19 protein-coding genes are annotated in these 18,277 nt (G+C 62.1%); 9 read left to right on the forward strand and 10 right to left on the reverse strand.

Annotation, left to right across the window (positions count from 1 at the left end; genetic code table 11):
- Position 1 precedes the first annotated feature (1 nt).
- From AC13F2_RS15720 to coxB, 9 genes are all read right to left on the reverse strand, one after another.
- Complete coding sequence (locus tag AC13F2_RS15720) at positions 2–919, reverse strand: RsmD family RNA methyltransferase (protein ID WP_482964898.1); 918 nt, start codon at positions 917–919, stop codon at positions 2–4.
- Positions 919–2,310 carry a threonine synthase gene (gene thrC, locus AC13F2_RS15725; protein ID WP_482964897.1) on the reverse strand — a complete coding sequence of 464 codons (1,392 nt, stop codon included), beginning with the start codon at positions 2,308–2,310 and terminating at the stop codon, positions 919–921. The genes AC13F2_RS15720 and thrC overlap by 1 nt, the downstream gene beginning before the upstream one ends.
- Before the next feature lie 50 nt (positions 2,311–2,360).
- On the reverse strand, positions 2,361–2,933 hold the full coding sequence (locus AC13F2_RS15730; protein ID WP_482964896.1) for an SURF1 family cytochrome oxidase biogenesis protein: 573 nt from the start codon (positions 2,931–2,933) through the stop codon (positions 2,361–2,363).
- 160 nt (positions 2,934–3,093) lie between these two features.
- On the reverse strand, positions 3,094–3,915 hold the full coding sequence (locus tag AC13F2_RS15735) for a cytochrome c oxidase subunit 3 (RefSeq protein ID WP_103024349.1): 822 nt from the start codon (positions 3,913–3,915) through the stop codon (positions 3,094–3,096).
- Between the two features lie 66 nt (positions 3,916–3,981).
- On the reverse strand, positions 3,982–4,554 hold the full coding sequence (locus AC13F2_RS15740) for a cytochrome c oxidase assembly protein (protein ID WP_482964895.1): 573 nt from the start codon (positions 4,552–4,554) through the stop codon (positions 3,982–3,984).
- 123 nt (positions 4,555–4,677) lie between these two features.
- Positions 4,678–5,595, reverse strand: a complete 918-nt coding sequence (locus AC13F2_RS15745; protein ID WP_103024347.1) for a heme o synthase — start codon at positions 5,593–5,595, stop codon at positions 4,678–4,680.
- A gap of 23 nt (positions 5,596–5,618) precedes the next feature.
- Positions 5,619–6,578, reverse strand: coding sequence for an alpha/beta fold hydrolase (locus AC13F2_RS15750; RefSeq protein ID WP_482964894.1), 960 nt, complete (start codon positions 6,576–6,578; stop codon positions 5,619–5,621).
- 83 nt (positions 6,579–6,661) lie between these two features.
- Positions 6,662–8,374 (reverse strand): cytochrome c oxidase subunit I, encoded by a 1,713-nt coding sequence (gene ctaD / locus AC13F2_RS15755; protein ID WP_103024346.1) that lies wholly within the window; start codon positions 8,372–8,374, stop codon positions 6,662–6,664.
- Positions 8,375–8,404: 30 nt separating this feature from the next.
- Positions 8,405–9,466 (reverse strand): cytochrome c oxidase subunit II, encoded by a 1,062-nt coding sequence (coxB, locus tag AC13F2_RS15760; RefSeq protein ID WP_482964893.1) that lies wholly within the window; start codon positions 9,464–9,466, stop codon positions 8,405–8,407.
- Positions 9,467–9,677: 211 nt separating this feature from the next.
- Here coxB and pyrE point away from each other — a divergent pair, with 211 nt between their 5' ends.
- From pyrE to AC13F2_RS15805, 9 genes are all read left to right on the forward strand, one after another.
- Positions 9,678–10,259 carry an orotate phosphoribosyltransferase gene (gene pyrE, locus AC13F2_RS15765; protein ID WP_482964892.1) on the forward strand — a complete coding sequence of 194 codons (582 nt, stop codon included), beginning with the start codon at positions 9,678–9,680 and terminating at the stop codon, positions 10,257–10,259.
- Positions 10,259–11,014, forward strand: a complete 756-nt coding sequence (locus tag AC13F2_RS15770) for a pyridoxine 5'-phosphate synthase (protein ID WP_435304227.1) — start codon at positions 10,259–10,261, stop codon at positions 11,012–11,014. The genes pyrE and AC13F2_RS15770 overlap by 1 nt, the downstream gene beginning before the upstream one ends.
- The gene (gene acpS, locus AC13F2_RS15775; RefSeq protein ID WP_103024343.1) at positions 11,011–11,412 is read left to right on the forward strand and encodes a holo-ACP synthase; all 402 of its coding nucleotides are present in this window, start codon (positions 11,011–11,013) and stop codon (positions 11,410–11,412) included. Before AC13F2_RS15770 ends, acpS begins: the two co-directional genes overlap by 4 nt.
- Positions 11,370–12,293, forward strand: a complete 924-nt coding sequence (gene lepB, locus AC13F2_RS15780) for a signal peptidase I (protein ID WP_196845801.1) — start codon at positions 11,370–11,372, stop codon at positions 12,291–12,293. The genes acpS and lepB overlap by 43 nt, the downstream gene beginning before the upstream one ends.
- Before the next feature lie 24 nt (positions 12,294–12,317).
- Entirely contained in the window at positions 12,318–13,430 is a 1,113-nt protein-coding gene (locus AC13F2_RS15785) for an AI-2E family transporter (protein ID WP_103024341.1), read from the forward strand.
- Complete coding sequence (locus AC13F2_RS15790) at positions 13,420–14,658, forward strand: DUF3089 domain-containing protein (RefSeq protein WP_482964891.1); 1,239 nt, start codon at positions 13,420–13,422, stop codon at positions 14,656–14,658. The genes AC13F2_RS15785 and AC13F2_RS15790 overlap by 11 nt, the downstream gene beginning before the upstream one ends.
- Entirely contained in the window at positions 14,634–15,122 is a 489-nt protein-coding gene (ruvX, locus tag AC13F2_RS15795; RefSeq protein WP_103024339.1) for a Holliday junction resolvase RuvX, read from the forward strand. The genes AC13F2_RS15790 and ruvX overlap by 25 nt, the downstream gene beginning before the upstream one ends.
- 67 nt (positions 15,123–15,189) lie before the next feature.
- The gene (locus AC13F2_RS15800) at positions 15,190–15,636 is read left to right on the forward strand and encodes a PaaI family thioesterase (protein ID WP_103024338.1); all 447 of its coding nucleotides are present in this window, start codon (positions 15,190–15,192) and stop codon (positions 15,634–15,636) included.
- Between the two features lies 1 nt (position 15,637).
- Positions 15,638–16,051, forward strand: coding sequence for a PaaI family thioesterase (locus tag AC13F2_RS15805; protein WP_482964890.1), 414 nt, complete (start codon positions 15,638–15,640; stop codon positions 16,049–16,051).
- On the opposite strand, the gene AC13F2_RS15810 is transcribed toward AC13F2_RS15805, so the two are convergent.
- Positions 16,048–18,240: a transglycosylase domain-containing protein gene (locus AC13F2_RS15810; protein WP_482964889.1), complete on the reverse strand. Its 2,193-nt coding sequence runs from the start codon at positions 18,238–18,240 to the stop codon at positions 16,048–16,050. The genes AC13F2_RS15805 and AC13F2_RS15810 overlap by 4 nt on opposite strands.
- Positions 18,241–18,277: the final 37 nt, after the last annotated feature.

Consider the following 18,277-nt stretch of genomic DNA (forward strand, 5'->3'; position numbering starts at 1 on the left):
CCTAGCGCGGATTGGACCAGCGCGCGAAAATCGCGGTGGGTAGCAGGCGCCCTGCCCGTTGTTCGTCTTCGGCCTGTTCGAGGCTGTCTTCCTGCACTGCCAGATCGCCATGCTCGATCTTGCCGGGCAATCCGGCGAACAGCTCTTCCAGCAATCCACCCAGGGCAAGGCTGCTCATCCGTACGGCATAGACGGTCAGGAACAGGAACCGGCTGTCTGCATCCAGCAACTGGCGGCAGTCCGAAACGAGGCCCGGAAGCCCCTCTTCCAACCGCCATACCTCGCCGTCGGGCCCGCGGCCGAATTTGGGCGGGTCGAGGATGATCCCGTCATAACGCCGGCCGCGTCGCACTTCGCGCGCCGTATATTTCATCGCATCTTCGACCAGCCAGCGGATCGGGCGATCGTCGAGCCCGGCAAGCGCCGCATTCTCGCGCGCCTGCGCTACAGATTTCTTGCTCGCATCGACATGCGTGACCCGGCCGAACCGGCTCAGCGCCTGTGTACCGACCCCGGTATAACCGAACAGGTTCATGGTCTCGGCGTCGGTGGCACCGGCCAGTTGTTCGCCCATCCAGTCCCACACCGGCGCCATGTCGGGGAAGAACCCGAGATGCCGGAAGGGCGTACACTGCGCGGTAAAGCGCGCCTCGTCGCCCCAACCGAGTTCCCATCCATGTTCCGGTACTTCGCCGGAATATTGCCAGCGGCCTCCGCCGTCCTCGTCGCTGCCAGGCACGAATTCGCCATCCGCATTCCACTCGGGCAAGCGCGGCGACCACATGGCCTGCGGTTCGGGGCGAATGAAGCGATAGGGTCCGTATTCTTCGAACTTGCGACCATGGCCGCTGTCGAGCAGGAGATAGGCATCCCAGCCCTCGCCGACCATCAAAACCGGATCGCGTATCAAATCCGCCATCAGGCAGCGTGTCCCAGAATGTGGTCGCGCACCGCCTCGTACGTGCCGGGGAGCTCGGTATAGGCTTCCTCGCGCGCGAACAGGTCGCCTACTCGCGCGGGCAAGGACGGCCGCGTCCCGGTGGAACGTTCGACGGCATCGGGAAACTTCGCCGGGTGCGCCGTCGCCAGTGTGACGACCGGCACGTCGTGAGGAAGCTCCACCGCGCGCGCTGCATGCAAGCCGATCGCGGTATGCGGGTCGACGATCTCGGCACAGTCCTCGCACGCCCAGCGCATGGCCCGCGCCATGTCGTCCTCGTCGGCACGCATGCTGGTGAACAGCGCAGCCGCCCCATCGCGCTGTGCATTGGTCAGCTGCATCGCTTTGCTAGCCTCGAAACCGCGCATCTGTTCGGCCAGAGCGATCCCGTCACGCCCCCCGACATCGAACAGCAGCCGTTCGAAATTGGAACTGACCTGGATATCCATGCTCGGCGCAGCAGTCGGCGTGACTGTTCCGGTCGAATAGTCGCCGTTCGACAGTGCTCGATACAGTATGTCGTTGGTGTTCGTCGCCACAATCAAACGTTTGATTGGCAAGCCTATCCGTTCGGCAACGTGCCCGGCAAAGACATCGCCGAAATTGCCCGTGGGTACGCTGAAGGCCACTTCGCGCTCCGGCCCACCCAATTGGAGGGATGCCGCGAAGTAATAAACAACCTGCGCCATAAGCCGCGCCCAGTTGATCGAATTGACGGCCCCGATCCGGTGCTTCGCCGTCACGTCCCGATCGGCGAAAATGCGCTTAACCATCGCCTGCGCATCATCGAACGATCCGTCGATCGCGATGTTATGGACATTGGGCGCACGCACCGTCGTCATCTGGCGGCGCTGCACGTCGCTGACGCGCCCCTTTGGGTGAAGCATGAAAATCTCGACCCGGTCGAGACCTGCCACGGCATCGATCGCCGCGCTGCCGGTGTCCCCGCTGGTCGCGCCGACGATGGTCAGCGTGCCATTTTCCCGCGCGAGAAATTCCTCGAACAGCAGGCCCAGCATCTGCAGCGCCACGTCCTTGAAGGCGAGTGTCGGACCATGGAAGAGCTCCAGCAGCCACTGCCGCTCGTCGAGCTGCGTCAACGGCGTCACCGCGGCATGGGCGAAGCGCCCGTAAGCCTTGGCCGTCAGCCCGCGCAGGCTTTCCGGCGTCAGGCAGTCGCCCACGAAGGGCTGCATGACCCGGGCAGCCAGTTCGGCATAGGGCAGGCCCCGCATCGATGCGATCTCTTCAGGCGAGAAACGCGGCCAATCCGCAGGAACGTAAAGACCGCCATCGTTGGCGAGGCCGGCGAGCGTGACGCCAGCAAAATCGAGCGTCGGGGCGCTGCCGCGAGTAGAGACATATTGCATCGTGTCAGCCGGTTAGCGCCGGTAACTGGCGCGGGCAAGCAAGCCGCTCTTTAATCCGCCCTAGCCCGCGTCGCCTTGCGCCGTAACGCCAGCACATAAATCACCAGGGCAGTCAGCGCGAAAAAGAACCACTGTCCGGCATAAGCCAGGTGATTGTTGGGCAGATCGCGCGGATCTGGAGAGGCGAGAGGTTCGAGTCCCGCAATAGACTCGCTCGCGACGATCCTGCCGCCGGGCGCAATCGTACCGCGAACCATGCCGCCGTCCCAGCTCACCGGCGCCGGGTCGCGTGAAAATCCGAGGTCGATGGTTGCGCTCTCTCCGCTCCCGAGGCGACAGGTCGCCCGCTGAGCCACGCCCTTTTCTCCGCGCTCGCTCGTACCGGCAACCGTCGTGATGCCATCGACACGGGCGCAATCGACGCTCGTGCGACGGTAGAGGACCTCATCCAGCGCATCTGGCGAGCGCGGATAGTCAACCTCCGCCGACATCTGCAGGGCCTGCTCTGCTCGTGCAATCAGCGCAGCCTTTTCATCCATTCGGCCCAATTGCCAGATCCCGAGCGCGATCATGGTGGCAATGGCCGCAGCGACGACAAGCGTGGGAAGAATGGGAACGCGCATCAGAAAATCCTGCTTCAGCCCTCGCGGGCACCACTGTGACGCCCGTCGATCAATTGCTCACTAGTCGCGACCATTGTCGGGAATCCCTGCGCCAAACCGAGAAGGGCAGCCTCGGTGAGACCGGGCTGCCCTTCGCGTGTTTCGAATTCTGCCGAGCCCATTAGTGGACGGCAGCACCCCAACCGCCCCAGACATAGATGGCGACGAAGAGGAACAGCCAGACGACATCGACGAAGTGCCAGTACCAGGCGGCCGCTTCGAAGCCGAAGTGCTGACGCGGCGTGAAGTGGCCCTTGTAGGTACGGATCAGGCAGACGATCAGGAAGATCGTGCCGACCAGCACGTGGAAGCCGTGGAACCCGGTCGCCATGTAGAACGCCGAGCTGTAGGTATTCCCGCCGAAGGCGAAGGGCGCATGCATGTATTCATACGCCTGGATCATGGTGAAGACCGCGCCCAGGATGATGGTCAGCCAAAGACCCTTCTTCAGCCCTTCGCGATCGCCGTGGATCAGGCTGTGATGGGCCCAGGTCACGGTCGTGCCCGAGCAGAGCAGGATCAGCGTGTTGAGCAGCGGCAGGCTGAACGGATCGATCACCGCTTCGATGGCGACCGGGGGGAAGACCCCGCCGACGACTTCGGAAATCTCGCTCGGGAACAGCGCAAAATCGAACCAGCTCCAGAACCAGCCAACGAAGAACATCACTTCCGAAGCGATGAACAGGATCATGCCGTAGCGCATGTGCAACTGCACGACCGGCGTGTGATCGCCGCGCTCGGCTTCCTTCACGATGTTGGAAAACCAGCTGAAGAAGGTGGCGATCAGGCCTGCGATACCCAGACCAAGCACGAGATGGCCATTTGCCATGTCGTGCATGTAGAGCACCATGCCGCTGGTGAAGACGAGCGCCGACAGAGAGCCGACGAACGGCCAGATATCGGGTTCGAGAATGTGATATTGGTGATTGACGTTGCCAGCCATTGTACTCGCGTCCTGGGTTTCGCTTTGCGGGTGCCCTTAATGCGCCAATGCCCGCTGGTCTAGGGGCTACTCGGCAGATTCCAGAGCCCGGTGAAAAGTATACGATAATGTGATCTGCTCGACATCATCCATATTCGGATCGTCGAGCGCCGTGGGATCGACATAATAGAGCACAGGCATGCGCACTTCCTGACCCGGTTTCAGCACCTGCTCGGTGAAACAGAAACACTGGATCTTGTTGAAATAGGCGCCTGCCTGTTCAGGCTCGACGTTGAAGGTCGCAGTGCCGGTGATCGTTTCGTCGGAATTGTTCTTGGCGAGATAAATTGCCATATCGCGCTGACCGATCGTTACCGTGTCCGTGACCTGTTCCGGCCGGAAGCTCCACGGCACGTCGTTGGCCGTCGTGCCGTCGAAACGGATCGAAATGGTCTTGGCGCCCGCACTGGCGCCCAAGCGTTCGGCCAAGGCAGCGTCGCTTTCGCTGGCGCGCTGCGTGGTACCGCCGAAACCGGTCACCTGGCAGAACATCTGGTAGAGAGGGACCGCTGCGAATCCCAGGCCGAGCATGCCTAGGGCGCCCAGAAAAGCGAAAATCGCCGTGCGGTTCTTGCGTGAATCGAGAGTTGCAGCCGTCATGCGTCCCTCACATCCGCGCGATGGTTATCACGTAGAATAGAACGGCCAGAAACAGCAGAATACCGCCCAGCACGAGATTACGGCTCTTCTGACGGCGTTTGTATTCGGTTTCTTCTTCGGGGGTCATGCGATCCATCCCAGATTGGCCAATACCCTGTCAGCCACCAGCGCGGCAAACAACGCGAAAAGATAGATGATGCTGAATGCGAACAGGCGCTTTTCGGGCTTCATCGTGTCGTTCTCGCCAGTGTGGCGGAAAGCGACGGGAAACGAAAGGGCAAGAAAGGCAAGCGAGAGCGCAAGCGATGCAACACCATAGACATAACTGGTCCCGCCGATGAACCACGGCGCCGCCGCGACCGGCACAAGCAGTACGGCGTAAGCAAGGATCTGATGCCGCGTCGACGTTTCGCCGCGCACCACGGGCATCATGGGAATGCCGACATTGGCGTAATCGGTCTTCACGAACAGGGCGAGCGCCCAGAAATGCGGCGGCGTCCACATGAAGATAATCAGGAACAGCAGCACTGGCATGAGTGTGATGTCGCCGGTCACGGCAACCCAGCCTATCATCGGCGGAAAGGCCCCCGCCCCGCCGCCGATGACGATGTTCTGCGGTGTGCGCGGCTTGAGCCAGACGGTATAGATCACCGCGTAGTAGAAGATCGACAGCGCCAGGATCGTCGCTGAAAGCCAGTTCACCGCCAGGCCCATGATCATGACCGAAGCAGCCGATATCAATACGCCGAAATCGCGCGCATCGGTGCGGTTCATGCGGCCTGCGGGAAGCGGCCGCGCCGCCGTGCGTTTCATGCCGGCATCGATATCGGCTTCCCACCACTGGTTGAGCGCTGCAGCGCCGCCCGCGCCGAGCGCGATGCACAGGATCGCGGTAAAGCCGAGTACCGGATTGATATGCCCGGGTGCAGCCAGCAAACCACATAAGCCGGTAAAGATCACCAGGCTCATGACGCGTGGCTTGGTCAGCGCGAAAAAGTCGCGCCATTCCGTAGGGAGCTGGGTGGGAACGGTCTGGGTCATGGAATCGAGCGCCCTATAGGGCGTCAGAGGCGCTTTAGCCAGTCAATCAGGATGCGGTTCACCTCGCCCGGCCTTTCCTGCTGGGTCCAGTGCCCCACTCCGTCGAGTATGTGACCTTCGACATTCGGCACGAACATCTTCACCAATCCGATCGGATCCTCGACCGCACCGAACAGGAAAGTGGCCGGATCGCGTGTGCCGCCGATGAACAAAGCGGGCTGTTCAATCAATTTGCCCGCCCAACCCTGTAGCCATTCATAGTCGGCTTCATGGTTGCGGTAGCGATTGAGCGGCCCGCGAAAGCCGGAGGATTTGAACTCCGCTTCATAAAAATCGAGATCGTCCTCGGTCAGCCAGCCCACCGGCGCTGGATCGGGCAACCCTTCGAGGAAGGTGGCACCCAGCGGCTTGTCGAAATAATCTCCGGGCGGGACATCACCGCTGATCGAATACATCATGCGGGCCACCCATTCGCGCGGATCCCGCTCGGCTTCCGCTTCGGCGACGCCCGGCTCCTGGAAGTATTCCTGATAAAAGAACCGCCCTTTGGACGTGAAATGTTCGCGAAACACCTCCGTGAACGGGCGGTTGGGAACGCCTGCGAAGGGAACGGAAAGTCCCGCAACGGCGCGAAAATGTTCCGGATGCGTCAGCGCGGAATTCCACACGATGGGCGCGCCCCAGTCGTGCCCGATCAGGCTCGCCGGCTCATCGGGCGAAAGAGCGTTGCGCAGTCCAACGAGATCGCCGACGATCCGCTGCAAGGTGTAGGCTTCGATCGGATACGGTTTGTCCGAACCGCCATAACCGCGCACATCGATCGCACAGGCGGTGAACCCCGCCGCTGCAATCGGTCCGATCTGGTGTCGCCAGCTGTACCAGCTTTCCGGAAAGCCGTGGACCATGATGACCAGCGGTCCTTCGCCCTCGATTGCACAGCGCAGGCTTGCGTCGCCCGTATCGATCGTCCGCATTTCACGCATTCGGTTTCTCCCGTCGAGATATGAAAACGGCCGGTCCACCATGGAACCGGCCGCGCTTTCATGTCCAGTCTTTCGAGCGTGGATCAGGCCGGATGGGCCTTGCTGATGTGGTCGTCGGAGGTGTGGTGATCCTCGATCACCGGCAGCTCGCTGAACTGGTGGTACGGCGGAGGGCTGGACAGCGTCCACTCGAGCGTCGTCGCGCCTTCGCCCCAGTAGTTTGCAGGAGCCTTCTTGCCGGCCACGAATGCGTAGACCAGGTTGGCGAAGAAGAAGATCATCGAACCGGCCATGATTTCGTAACCGATGGAGCTGATCTCGTTCCAGTAGGCATAGGCATCCGCATAGTCGGGATAGCGACGCGGCATGCCCTGCAGACCCAGGAAGTGCTGCGGGAAGAAGATCACGTTCACGCCGATGAAGAAGCCCCAGAAGTGCAGGTGCGCCAGCAGTTCGGAGTGCATCTTGCCGCTCATCTTCGGGAACCAGTAGTAGAAGCCCGCGAAGAGCGAGAACACGGCACCCATCGACAGCACGTAGTGGAAGTGCGCGACCACGAAGTAGGTGTCGTGAACGACGTCGTCGATGCCGCCATTGGCGAGATAGACGCCGGTCACACCGCCGACGGTGAACAGGAAGATCATGCCGATCGCCCAGACCATGGGGGATTTGAACTCGATCGAGCCGCCCCACATGGTTGCGATCCAGCTGAAGATCTTCACTCCGGTCGGAACCGCGATGACCATGGTCGCTGCGGTGAAGTACATCTTCGTGTTCACGTCGAGACCGACGGTGTACATGTGGTGCGCCCAGACGACGAAGCCGACGACACCGATCGCGACCATGGCGTAGGCCATGCCGAGGTAACCGAACACCGGCTTGCGGCTGAAGGTCGAGACGATCTGCGAGATCATGCCGAAGCCCGGCAGGATCATGATGTACACTTCGGGGTGACCGAAGAACCAGAACAGGTGCTGGTAGAGGATTGGGTCGCCACCACCGGCCGGATCGAAGAACGTCGTACCGAAGTTACGATCGGTGATCAGCATGGTGATCGCGGCCGCCAGAACCGGCAGGGCCAGCAGCAGCAGGAAGGCGGTAACCAGAACCGACCACACGAACAGCGGCATCTTGTGCAGGGTCATGCCCGGCGCACGCATGTTGAAGATGGTGGTGATGAAGTTGGTCGCGCCCAGGATCGAACCTGCACCGGCAAGGTGCAGCGCGAAAATGGCGAAATCGACGGCCGGGCCTTGCGAACCCGTGGTCGAAAGCGGCGCATAAACCGTCCAGCCCGTACCTGCACCCGGACCCGTGCCGCCCGGCACGAAGAGCGAGAACATCAGCGAGCAGAAGCCCGCAACGGTCAGCCAGAACGAAATATTATTCATGCGCGGGAAGGCCATGTCCGGCGCGCCGATCATCAGCGGGACGAACCAGTTGCCGAAGCCGCCGATCATCGCCGGCATGACCATGAAGAAGACCATGATCAGGCCGTGAGCGGTGATGAACACGTTCCACATGTGCAGCGCGGTGTCGAAATCGGCACTGCCGCCCATGAACTGGGCCCAGAACTGCAGATACTGGATACCCGGCTCAGCCAGCTCCATCCGCATGATGCCCGAGATCGCACCACCCACGATACCCGCAATGATCGCGAAGATCAGGTAGAGCGTACCGATGTCCTTGTGGTTGGTGGACATGAACCAGCGCGCGAAGAAACCGGGCTTGTGGTCCGCATCGTGATGCGCGTGATCTTCGTGGTGGGCCTCGAAGTGGTCGGCGGTAGTAGCCATCGTGCTATACTCTCGAGCTAATCGTAAATCTTAAGCGGTCGGTGCGACAGGAGCAGCGCCTGCCCCGGGAGCGCCGGGTTCGGCGCTTTCGGGTTGCTGCAGCGGAGCGGCGGCAGGTTCTGCTGCCGCATCTTCCTCTTCGGCACCGGCGATGGTGCCACCCTGGGCCAGGACCCAGGCATTGTACTGATCCATCGGCAGCGCTTCGATCGCGATCGGCATATAGCCGTGACGCGCACCGCACAGTTCCGAACACTGGCCATAATAGACGCCGGGTTCGTCGATGAAGAGCATCTTTTCGTTCAGGCGTCCGGGGACCGCGTCGAGCTTGAACCACAGGCTCGGCACCGCGAACGAGTGGATCACGTCGGCCGCAGTCGTCTGCAGACGGATCGGTACACCGGCGGGAACGACCATACGATTGTCGACGGCCAGCTGATGGGGCTCGCCCACCGCGTCGGCTTCTTCCTTGCTCAGCATGTTCGAAACGACTTCGAACTCGCCGTTGTCGGGATAGGAATAGCCCCAGTACCACTGATAGCCGATGGCCTTGATGGTGATCGCATCCTTGGGCGGCGATTTGTACTGCGCGCTCAACAGGCCGATCGAAGGCACGGCGATGCCGAGCAGGATCAACGCCGGAACGACAGTCCAGATCACTTCGATCAGCGTGTTGTGGCTGGTCTTCGAAGGCACCGGATTGGAGCGCTTGTTATATTTGAGGATGACCCAGACGAACAGGGCCAGCACGAACAGGCTGATGATGACCATGATCCAGACCAGCCCGATGTGAAGGGCGTTCGCCTGGTGGCCGATCGGCGAAAACTGCTGCTGGACATCGATTGCCTTGGCGATCGGCATGCCCTTGCCTTCGGTCGGCTTCATCGGCGTGTAGGCATCGGCACCGGGGCCGACATCCTCGCTCGAAGCTTGCGCAACATCGGCCGCAGCGACTTCTTCAGTCTGCTGCGCCGCAGTCGTTTCGGTGGCATCCTGTGCCATCGCGCCCTGCGCGCCGAAAGCCAGCATCGCCGCCATCGTAAGGCTGGCGACAATCCGGTGGAACCCGTGGAGGGAGCCGAGAATTTTCATCGTCTTGGCACTCTTTCGTGTCGTGTCTCGTTCCGGGCCTGCCACACTGCGCGAATCTCGCGTACGCGGCAAGACGCGCCCCTGCGAGGGCCCGGTTGCGCCCGCCCTATAGGCAGGGATCGCGCTTGCCTCAAGCGGCTGGCCGATAAAAATGTGCACGCACCTTTGCCTCTTGCGAAAATGTGCGCGACGCGCTTTGGACGCAGGCATCATGACTGAAGACGAAATTATCTCCGAATTCCGCGCCAGCGAAGCTCTCCTCGAAGGCCATTTCAAGCTTTCGAGCGGGCGCCACAGCGGGCATTATCTCCAGTGCGCGCGCGTACTTATGAATTCGGAAAGGGCGGGCAGGCTCGCTTTTGCCCTCGCCCAGAAAATCCCTCGCGAACTGCGCAACCAGATCGATGTGGTCATCAGCCCGGCCATGGGCGGCATCATTATCGGCCAGGAAATGGGCCGCGCCCTCGGCAAGGATGCCATGTTCCTCGAACGGCCCGAAGGCACGTTTCACCTTCGCCGTGGCTTCCGCCTCGAACCGGGGGCGAAGGTCTTGATGGTCGAAGACGTCGTCACGACCGGACTTTCCAGCCGCGAGGCGATCGCGGCCGTGAGTCGCGAAGGCGGCGAAGTTGTTGCCGAAGTCGCGCTGGTCGATCGCTCGAACGGCGCGGCCGATCTCGGCGTGCCTTTCTATCCGCTCGTGGACATCAACTTTCCAACATACGCGGAAGACGAAATTCCCGCCGATCTGGCAGCCATCCCGGTGACCAAGCCCGGAAGCAGGGCAGCTTGATCGATCTGCCGCATCCCCCACGCCTGAGACTGGGCGTCAATATCGATCACGTGGCAACCATCCGGAATGCGCGCGGCGGCGATCATCCGGACCCCGTCCGTGCGGCAGAAATCGTGGCGCAGGTCGGCGGGGACGGCATCACGGCGCATCTGCGTGAAGATCGTCGCCACATTCGCGATGCGGACCTCGAGCGCATACAAAAGGCCACCGACCTTCCGTTGAACCTCGAGATGGCGGCGACCGAGGAAATGCTGGCCATCGCGCTCGCCCACAAACCGCATGCCGCCTGCATCGTGCCCGAAAAGCGCGAAGAACGGACGACCGAAGGCGGGCTCGATGCGGCGGGGTTGCACAATCAGCTCGCGCCCATCGTGTGGAAGCTGGCCGACAACGGCATCCGCGTGTCCTTGTTCATAGAAGCGAGCGAACGACAGTTGGAAGCGGCCCAACTCCTGCGTGTGCCGGTGGTCGAATTTCATACCGGCGAATATGCCCATGCCGGGCTCGACAGTGATGAAGAGCGCGAAGCGCGCGAACTCGAACGCATCGCCACCATGTCGAAGATGGCTCGCCAGATGGGGATCGAGCCGCATGCCGGGCACGGCCTGACTTATGAGAACGTAAAACCTGTCGCCGCGATCCCCGAACTCGCCGAACTCAATATCGGCCACTATCTCGTCGGCGAGGCAGTGTTCGTCGGCCTGGAAACGGCAGTTCGGCGCATGCGCGATCTAATGGACGAGGCACGCTCATGATCATCGGCCTGGGCTCCGACCTGTGTAATATAGAGCGGATCCAGAATTCGCTGGATCGTTTTGGCGAGCGGTTCGAGAATCGCGTCTTTACCGAGATCGAGCGCGCCAAGGCCCGCCGCCGTCCCTTCACCATCGCCGGCACTTACGCCAAGCGTTTTGCGGCCAAGGAAGCTTTTTCGAAAGCAGTTGGCACGGGATTCCGGCGCGGGGTCTTCATGAAGGACATCGGCGTGGTGAACGCGAAATCGGGTGCGCCTACGCTTTCGCTGACGGGCGGCGCCGCAATCGTGCTTGCGGAAATGGTGCCAGAGGGCCATGAGGCGCGCATACACCTCACCCTCACCGACGATCACCCATGGGCTCAGGCCTACGTCATCATCGAGGCCCTACCCAAGTGACCACCGGCACACCGGCAGTGAACGACACCAGCAAAAAGAAAAAGAAAGCTGACGACAAGGTCGACTGGATCGCGGAAATCCGCGGTCTGGCCTTGATGCTGTTGGCTGTTTTCGCGTTTCACAGCTTCATCGCGAAGCCATTCTATATCCCGTCGGAATCGATGATGCCGAACCTGCTGGTCGGAGACCGGCTGGTGGTGAGCAAATATCCCTACGGCTGGAACTGGTCGTCGATCAGCTTTCACCTTGCCCCGCGTGGCAAGTGGCGCCTGTTCGGCTCGACCCCGGAATATGGCGACATCGTCATTCCCGTGCACCCGCAACGCGATGAGGATTACATCAAGCGCGTCGTTGCACTCCCGGGTGACCGGATCGCGGTACGCAACGGCCAGATCATCCTCAACGGCACCCCGGTCGAACAGAAGGTCGAACCCGCCATTGCCCTGCCGCTCGATGCCAACTCGCGCTGCGACGGCTTCGGTTTCGACGACTTCCGCTCTACCAACGCCGATGGCAAACCTATTTGCCGCGTACCCGTGATGCGCGAAACCCTGCCCAATGGCGCAACCTATCTCATCATCGACCACCAGAATCAGGATCTGGACAACTTCCCCGAAATCACCGTTCCCGAAGATCATGTCTTCGTGATGGGCGACAATCGCGATCACTCGGCAGACAGCCGCGAACTGAACCACCCGCGCGGCCTCTTGGGCCCAATTCCGCTCGAAAATATCGGCGGACGTGCCGAGTTCATCACCTTCTCGCTCGACGGTACGACCACGATCAATCCGATCAGCTGGTGGACCAGCCTGCGCGAAGGGCGCGCCTGGTCGACCCTGCGTCCCGCCATTGCGGAACGAAAACCCGCTCCCGAGCGCTAAAGCCACACAATACAGGGGGCGCGCATGGCCGATAAGACGCAGGATATCCACGAAGCGGACCTCGGCACCAGCCCCTCCCGCATCAACGACCCGCATATTCGTCAGGAAATTTCGCGCGCCGTCGTCTGGGTGGGTGTCGTCGGCGCGGTGGCGCTGGCGGTCTGGATTGCTCGCCCGCTACTGGTGATCTTCGGCGCAATGGTTTTCGCGTCCATGATCGATGGCGGCGCTCGTCTGCTTGGCCGTGCCCTTCCCATCGCGCGCGCATGGCGCGTCGCGATCGTACTGGCCGCAACCGTCGCCTTTCTGGCGTGGCTCGGATATTTCGCCGGGTCAACGATTTCGCAGGAAGCAGCCCAGTTTCCCGAGATTATCGAGCGCCAGGTGGGTGAACTGATCTCCTGGGCGCGTTCGCAGGGTTTTGAAATCAACCAGCCGCAATTGCAGGACTATCTCGGTAATATCGGCAGCGGGATCAGCACCGTTACACGCGCGCTGAGCGGGCTCGTCGGCGGGCTGGCAACGATAGTCCTCATCCTCGTAATCGGCGTCTATGTCGCGATCGACCCGCAACTCTACGAACGCGGCGTCGCCTGGATGCTGCCAAGCGAAAAACGGGATCGTTTCCATGTCACCCTTGCCCGCATGGGCAAGACGATGCGCCGGCTGATGGCAGGTCGCCTCCTCGGCATGCTGGTCGAGGCTGTTTTTACCTACATCATGCTCGGTGTGGTCGCGCCAATGGTTGGCATTGGCGCAGTGCCGATGGCAGCACTGCTCGCCATCCTAACCGGCCTGCTCGCTTTCATTCCCAATCTGGGCGCGATCATCTCAGGTCTGCTGATGGTTCTGGTGGGCTTTTCCGGTGGGGTGGAAATGGGTATTTACACCATCACCGTCTATTTCTTCGTCCAGAACTTCGATGGCTATGTAATCATCCCGATGATTGCGAAGAAGACCGTCGATCTGGCCCCCGCGCTCGTGCTCGCATTCCAGCTGATCATGGGCATTCTGTTCGGCATTCTCGGCCTTTTCCTCGCCGACCCCCTACTGGCGATGATCAAGGTCGCGCTGGAACGCCGGGCGGAACAGGCGCATGAAAACAAACGTGAAGAGGTTGCCACGAATGGCGCGTAAGTTTCTGTATTTTATTGCCGTTTGCATCGTTCTGGTCATCTTGGGAGCAATCGCACTGTCGATCTGGTCTCGCGAGGCGACTGAAATCGCCTTCGTGCCCCGCGGCGAATTCGTCGAGCAGGAACCGTTCGCCGAAAACGCCTATCAGGACCCGAACATGTGGTATTCGCGGCCTGGTCTCGGCACGAACGATCCTTCGCGCTACCAGCCTGCCATCGCGGAAACCGCGCCCGATCCGGCCGATCAGGATCCTTCGCCACAAGCCCCGGCTGCCGAGCAGAGCCTCGATGCAGGCAACCCTCTGCAGACTACCGGCACCGTCACCGGCGAGGCGGCCGATCCACAGACGCTGCCCGAATATGCGGTCTTCTTCGTGCCTCCCACCAGTTACATTCAGGCCGGTGGCGACTGGAATTCCAAGATCGACGATGCGACCACCAACAATCGTGCGCGCATCTTCCTTCAAGGGCTCGCCAGCCCGTTCAATCGCGCGGATGAACTCTGGGCGCCCAAATACCGGCAGGCGGCCGCAGGGGCTTTCCTGACCGACAAGCCCGAAGCGCAGCAGGCCATCGATGCGGCCTATGCCGATGTCGCCCAGGCCTTCGATTATTTCATCGACAGCGTGGACGAAAACAAACCGATCGTACTAGCCGGGCACAGTCAGGGCGCTTCCCATGTTCTGCGGCTACTACAGGAAAAGGTTGCCGGTACGCCGCTCGAGGCGCGCATCGCTGCCGTCTATGCCCCGGGGTGGCCGGTGTCGGTCGAACACGATCTTCCCGCGCTGCCATTCCCGGCCTGTGCATCAGCTGGCCAAGCGCAGTGCCTGCTCGCCTGGTCGGCATTTTCCGACGATGGCGATGCCGATCTGATCATGCGCCGCTACGAAGCAACCGTTGGCTACGATGGTCAGCCGCGCGGCACCGGGCCGATCCTGTGCGTCAACCCGCTAACGGGGGCCACCGGGGGCTCGGCTCCCGCCAGCGCCAATCTCGGCACGCTGATCCCCGATCAAAACCTGTCAAAGGGTGAACTGGTCGCAGGCGTCGTTTCCGCGCGCTGTGGCGAGAACGGCCTGCTCTATATCGGCGATCCGCCGGAGCTCGGCCAAGGCGTCCTTCCGGGCGGTAATTATCATGTCTACGACATTCCCCTGTTCTGGAAGAACCTGCAGGAAGACGTCGTTACACGGGTGAAGGCATGGACGGCGGCGCAGGCCTCGTAACGGACAACGCCCTGACCTATGGCGACGTGCTACCGGAAGGTGGCGCGCTGCTCGGTCTCGACCTCGGCACGAAGACAATCGGCGTTGCGACCTGCGATGCGGGGTGGCGATATGCGACCGCGGGCAAAACGATCGCGCGCGGCAAGTTTACCAAGGATTGCGGCATCTTGCGCGCGCTTGCTACGGAACGCTCTATTCGTGGCCTCGTCATCGGCCTGCCCCGCAACATGGACGGAACCGAAGGTCCGCGCGCGCAGGCCAGCCGCGCCTATGCGAGGAACCTCTCCGCGGCATTGGAATTGCCGGTTCTCCTGTGGGACGAACGCTGGTCGACTTCCAGCGCGGAAGCGGCCATGATCGGTCAGGACATGAGCCGCAGCAAACGGGCCGCAAGGATCGACAGCCATGCCGCGGCAGTGATCCTTCAGGGCGCCATCGACACGCTGGCGGGCGGCGGCTTTTGATAGCGGCCACGGCGGCTTCACAAACACCCTGTCAACTTGCCTGCAGCCTCGCTATCGCCCTTCCATCATGAGCGAACAGGACCGTAAATTCGATCCGGCCAAGGCCACCGCGTTCTTCACCGGACGCGGTCATTCAGGCTGGCTCGGTCTCAGATATTCGGACCACGGCGACGACTGGGTCGAACTCGAACTGCCCTGGCGCGAAGACCTGCTCGGCGAAGACGGGCAACGCGTCCTGGCATCGGGTCCCATTCTCAGCCTGATGGATATGGCTAGCGGCATGGCCATCTGGCGCGCCATGGACGAATTCACTGCCATCGCGACGCTCGACCTGCGCGTCGATTACGTCCGCCCCGCGCGCGAAGGGGCCAGCGTCTTCGGCCGATCGCAATGCTATCGCCTGACGCGCAGCGCCGCTTTCGTGCGCGGCCTCGCCCATGATGGCGATGCGGATGATCCGGTAGCCCATATCCAGGCGGTCTTCATGAAGATCGCCCCCACGGCGAGGCTCTGACATGACGGACATTCCCGATATCGAAGCGCTGACGCCTTACGCCCGCTCGCTCGGCATTGCGCTGGACCGCTGGGAAGACGGCACGCCGATCATGGCCGTTTCCTTCGACGAGATGGTCGAGGGCCGGCCGGATCACTACCACGGCGGCGCGACCGGCGGCTTGCTCGAAACGGCAGGCTATGCAGCGCTGCGTGCCGAACTCGCCCGGCTGGAGCGCGAGGCCGTTCTCAAGCCGATCAATATCACGGTACAGTATCTCGCCGCCGGCAAGAGCCGCACCAGCTATGCACGCGGACGGATTACCAAGCTGGGCCGCCGTAGCGCGAACATCACGGTCGAAGCCTGGCAGGACGATCCGGCCCGGCCCATCGCCACCGCGGTGATGAACGTCCTGATGGCCGAACCTTCCGGCTAATTCGCCGCGCCGCCCGACCCTGCGCTTTCTTCGCGCCGGTTCCGGGCTTCAAACCGTCTTTCGTCTACACGTCTGCGCGCTTCCTCGATCGCCGCCTCGTCGACCGCCACGCCCTGATCGCCCACGCTGATATCGACGGGGATACCATCGATCTCGGTCGACAGTACCGCTTCGCCCTCGCGGATGCGCAGGCGCGAATTTCCGTCCCCGAGGGGAATATCGCCGAGATCGGGCACGTCCAGCGGCTCGATCGGTGTTCCCGGGTCCGCCTGTTCGCGCGGCTTCGGCTGGCTTGGCACACCCCTGACATTCATCGCGCTGTTCATGAAATCGCGCCAGATCCGCGCAGGCAGGCCCCCGCCGCTGATCCCGCCCTGCAGCGGGGAATTGTCGTCGTTCCCGATCCACACGCCCACAACCAGGTCACCGGCATAGCCGACGAACAGTGCATCGCGATTGTCCTGCGTTGTGCCGGTCTTGCCGAAATTGGGGCCCGACAGCATTGCTGCCCGCCCCGTTCCGTTATTGATGGCTGCACGCAGCATCTGTTCCATTTCCGACTGGGTGGAAGATGAAAAGCTCGAAGGTCCATCCCACAGATTGGCAAAGAAGCCCCGTTCCGGCCGCGCGAACGCATGCGGTTCTACCGGATATTCATTGGCCGCGATCGCCGCATAGGCGGACGTCAGTTCGAGCAGCGACATGGTCGATGTTCCCAGCGCCAGGCTCGGATCGCCTTCCGGCAGTGGTGCGGTAACGCCCAGATCACGGGCGGTCGCGATCACCTTGGCGCTACCGACGTCGCCCAGCAGGCGCACCGCTGCGACATTGCTCGATTGCGCAAACGCTTCTTCCAGCGTCAGGCTTTCCGAATAGCGCCCGCGGGAATTCTTGGGGCGATAACTGCCTTCGGTGATCTCCGTATTCGCGATCCTGTCCTGCGGGCTCCACCCTGCCCGCAGCGCGGCAAGATAGACGAACAGCTTGAAGGTCGATCCCGGCTGGCGCTTGGCCTGCGTGGCGCGATTGAAGGGCGATTTCGCGTAATCCTTGCCCCCGATCATTGCTACGACCTCGCCATTGCGACGCATCGCGACGAGCGCCACCTGTGCCCCGCCCAATGGAGCATTCTGGGTCACCCGCCGGGCGATGTTCTGCAACCGGCTGTCCAGCGTGGTGGTCAGTGTCTGGCGGGAATAGCCCTGCTCGGTCAGCTCGCGCGCTTCCGGCAGCGCCCAGTCGGCGAAATATGTGCCCGTGGGCAATTCGTTGCGCGCGCGCACGTCCAGCGTCGGCGGCCTCATCTGCCGCGCCTCGGCTTCGGTAATGTATCCTGCATCGACCATGGACTGGACCACGACCCGCATGCGCTTCTCCGCCCGCGCATAATGCTTCGTCGGGGCATAGGCGCTCGGCGCCTGCAGCAGGCCGGCCAGCATCGCGGCCTGATTGGGTTTCAGGTTCTCCGGCCGGCGGTAGAAATAATGCAGGCTCGCTGCGCGCAGGCCATACACATTGTCCCCGAAATAGGCGTTGGACAGATAGCGGCTGAGGATTTCGTCCTTCGTCAGCCAGCTTTCCAGCCAGAATGCAATCAGCGCCTCGCGCGCCTTGCGCGTCAGCGTGCGCTCCGGCGACAGAAAGGTGAATTTGGCCAGCTGCTGAGTGATAGTGCTGCCCCCGCCCGTCCCGGTGAACGCGGCGCGCGCGATCCCGCGCGGATCCACGCCCCAGTGCGAATAGAATCGCCGGTCCTCTGTCGCCAGAAAGGCCTCGACCACATGCGGTGGAAGCTGCGACACTTCGACCGGCTCGTCCGTGATTGCGCCGTTGCGGGCAATCGGCGTCCCGTCCGCTGCCAGCAGCGTGATCTGCGGCGCGGCAATCGGCTCGAGCGATTTGGAAAGCGGCGCGGTAATCGCCAGCCATGCGACCAGCAGTATGAACAGGCCGATGATGGCGGCAAGGATGTGGCTGGCCCACCAGCGTTTGCGGCGGCCAAGCCAGTAATCGCGCTGCCACCACCGCCGGCGCCGCTTCTCCTCGGCATCGAGAGCATGGTCGACCCGATCCAGCCGATCGTCCCAGTCGTCGTAATCGAGAGCGTCATGCGTCGCGTAATATCCGCGATGCGGCGGGTGGTCCGCCTCCGGAGCGGATCTGCGCAAAAGGGAATCGAGAACGCCCATCGCCTACTGTGTTAACCCAACAACACAGCCAATGATA

The organism is Qipengyuania sp. L-5Y, from assembly GCF_056859455.1.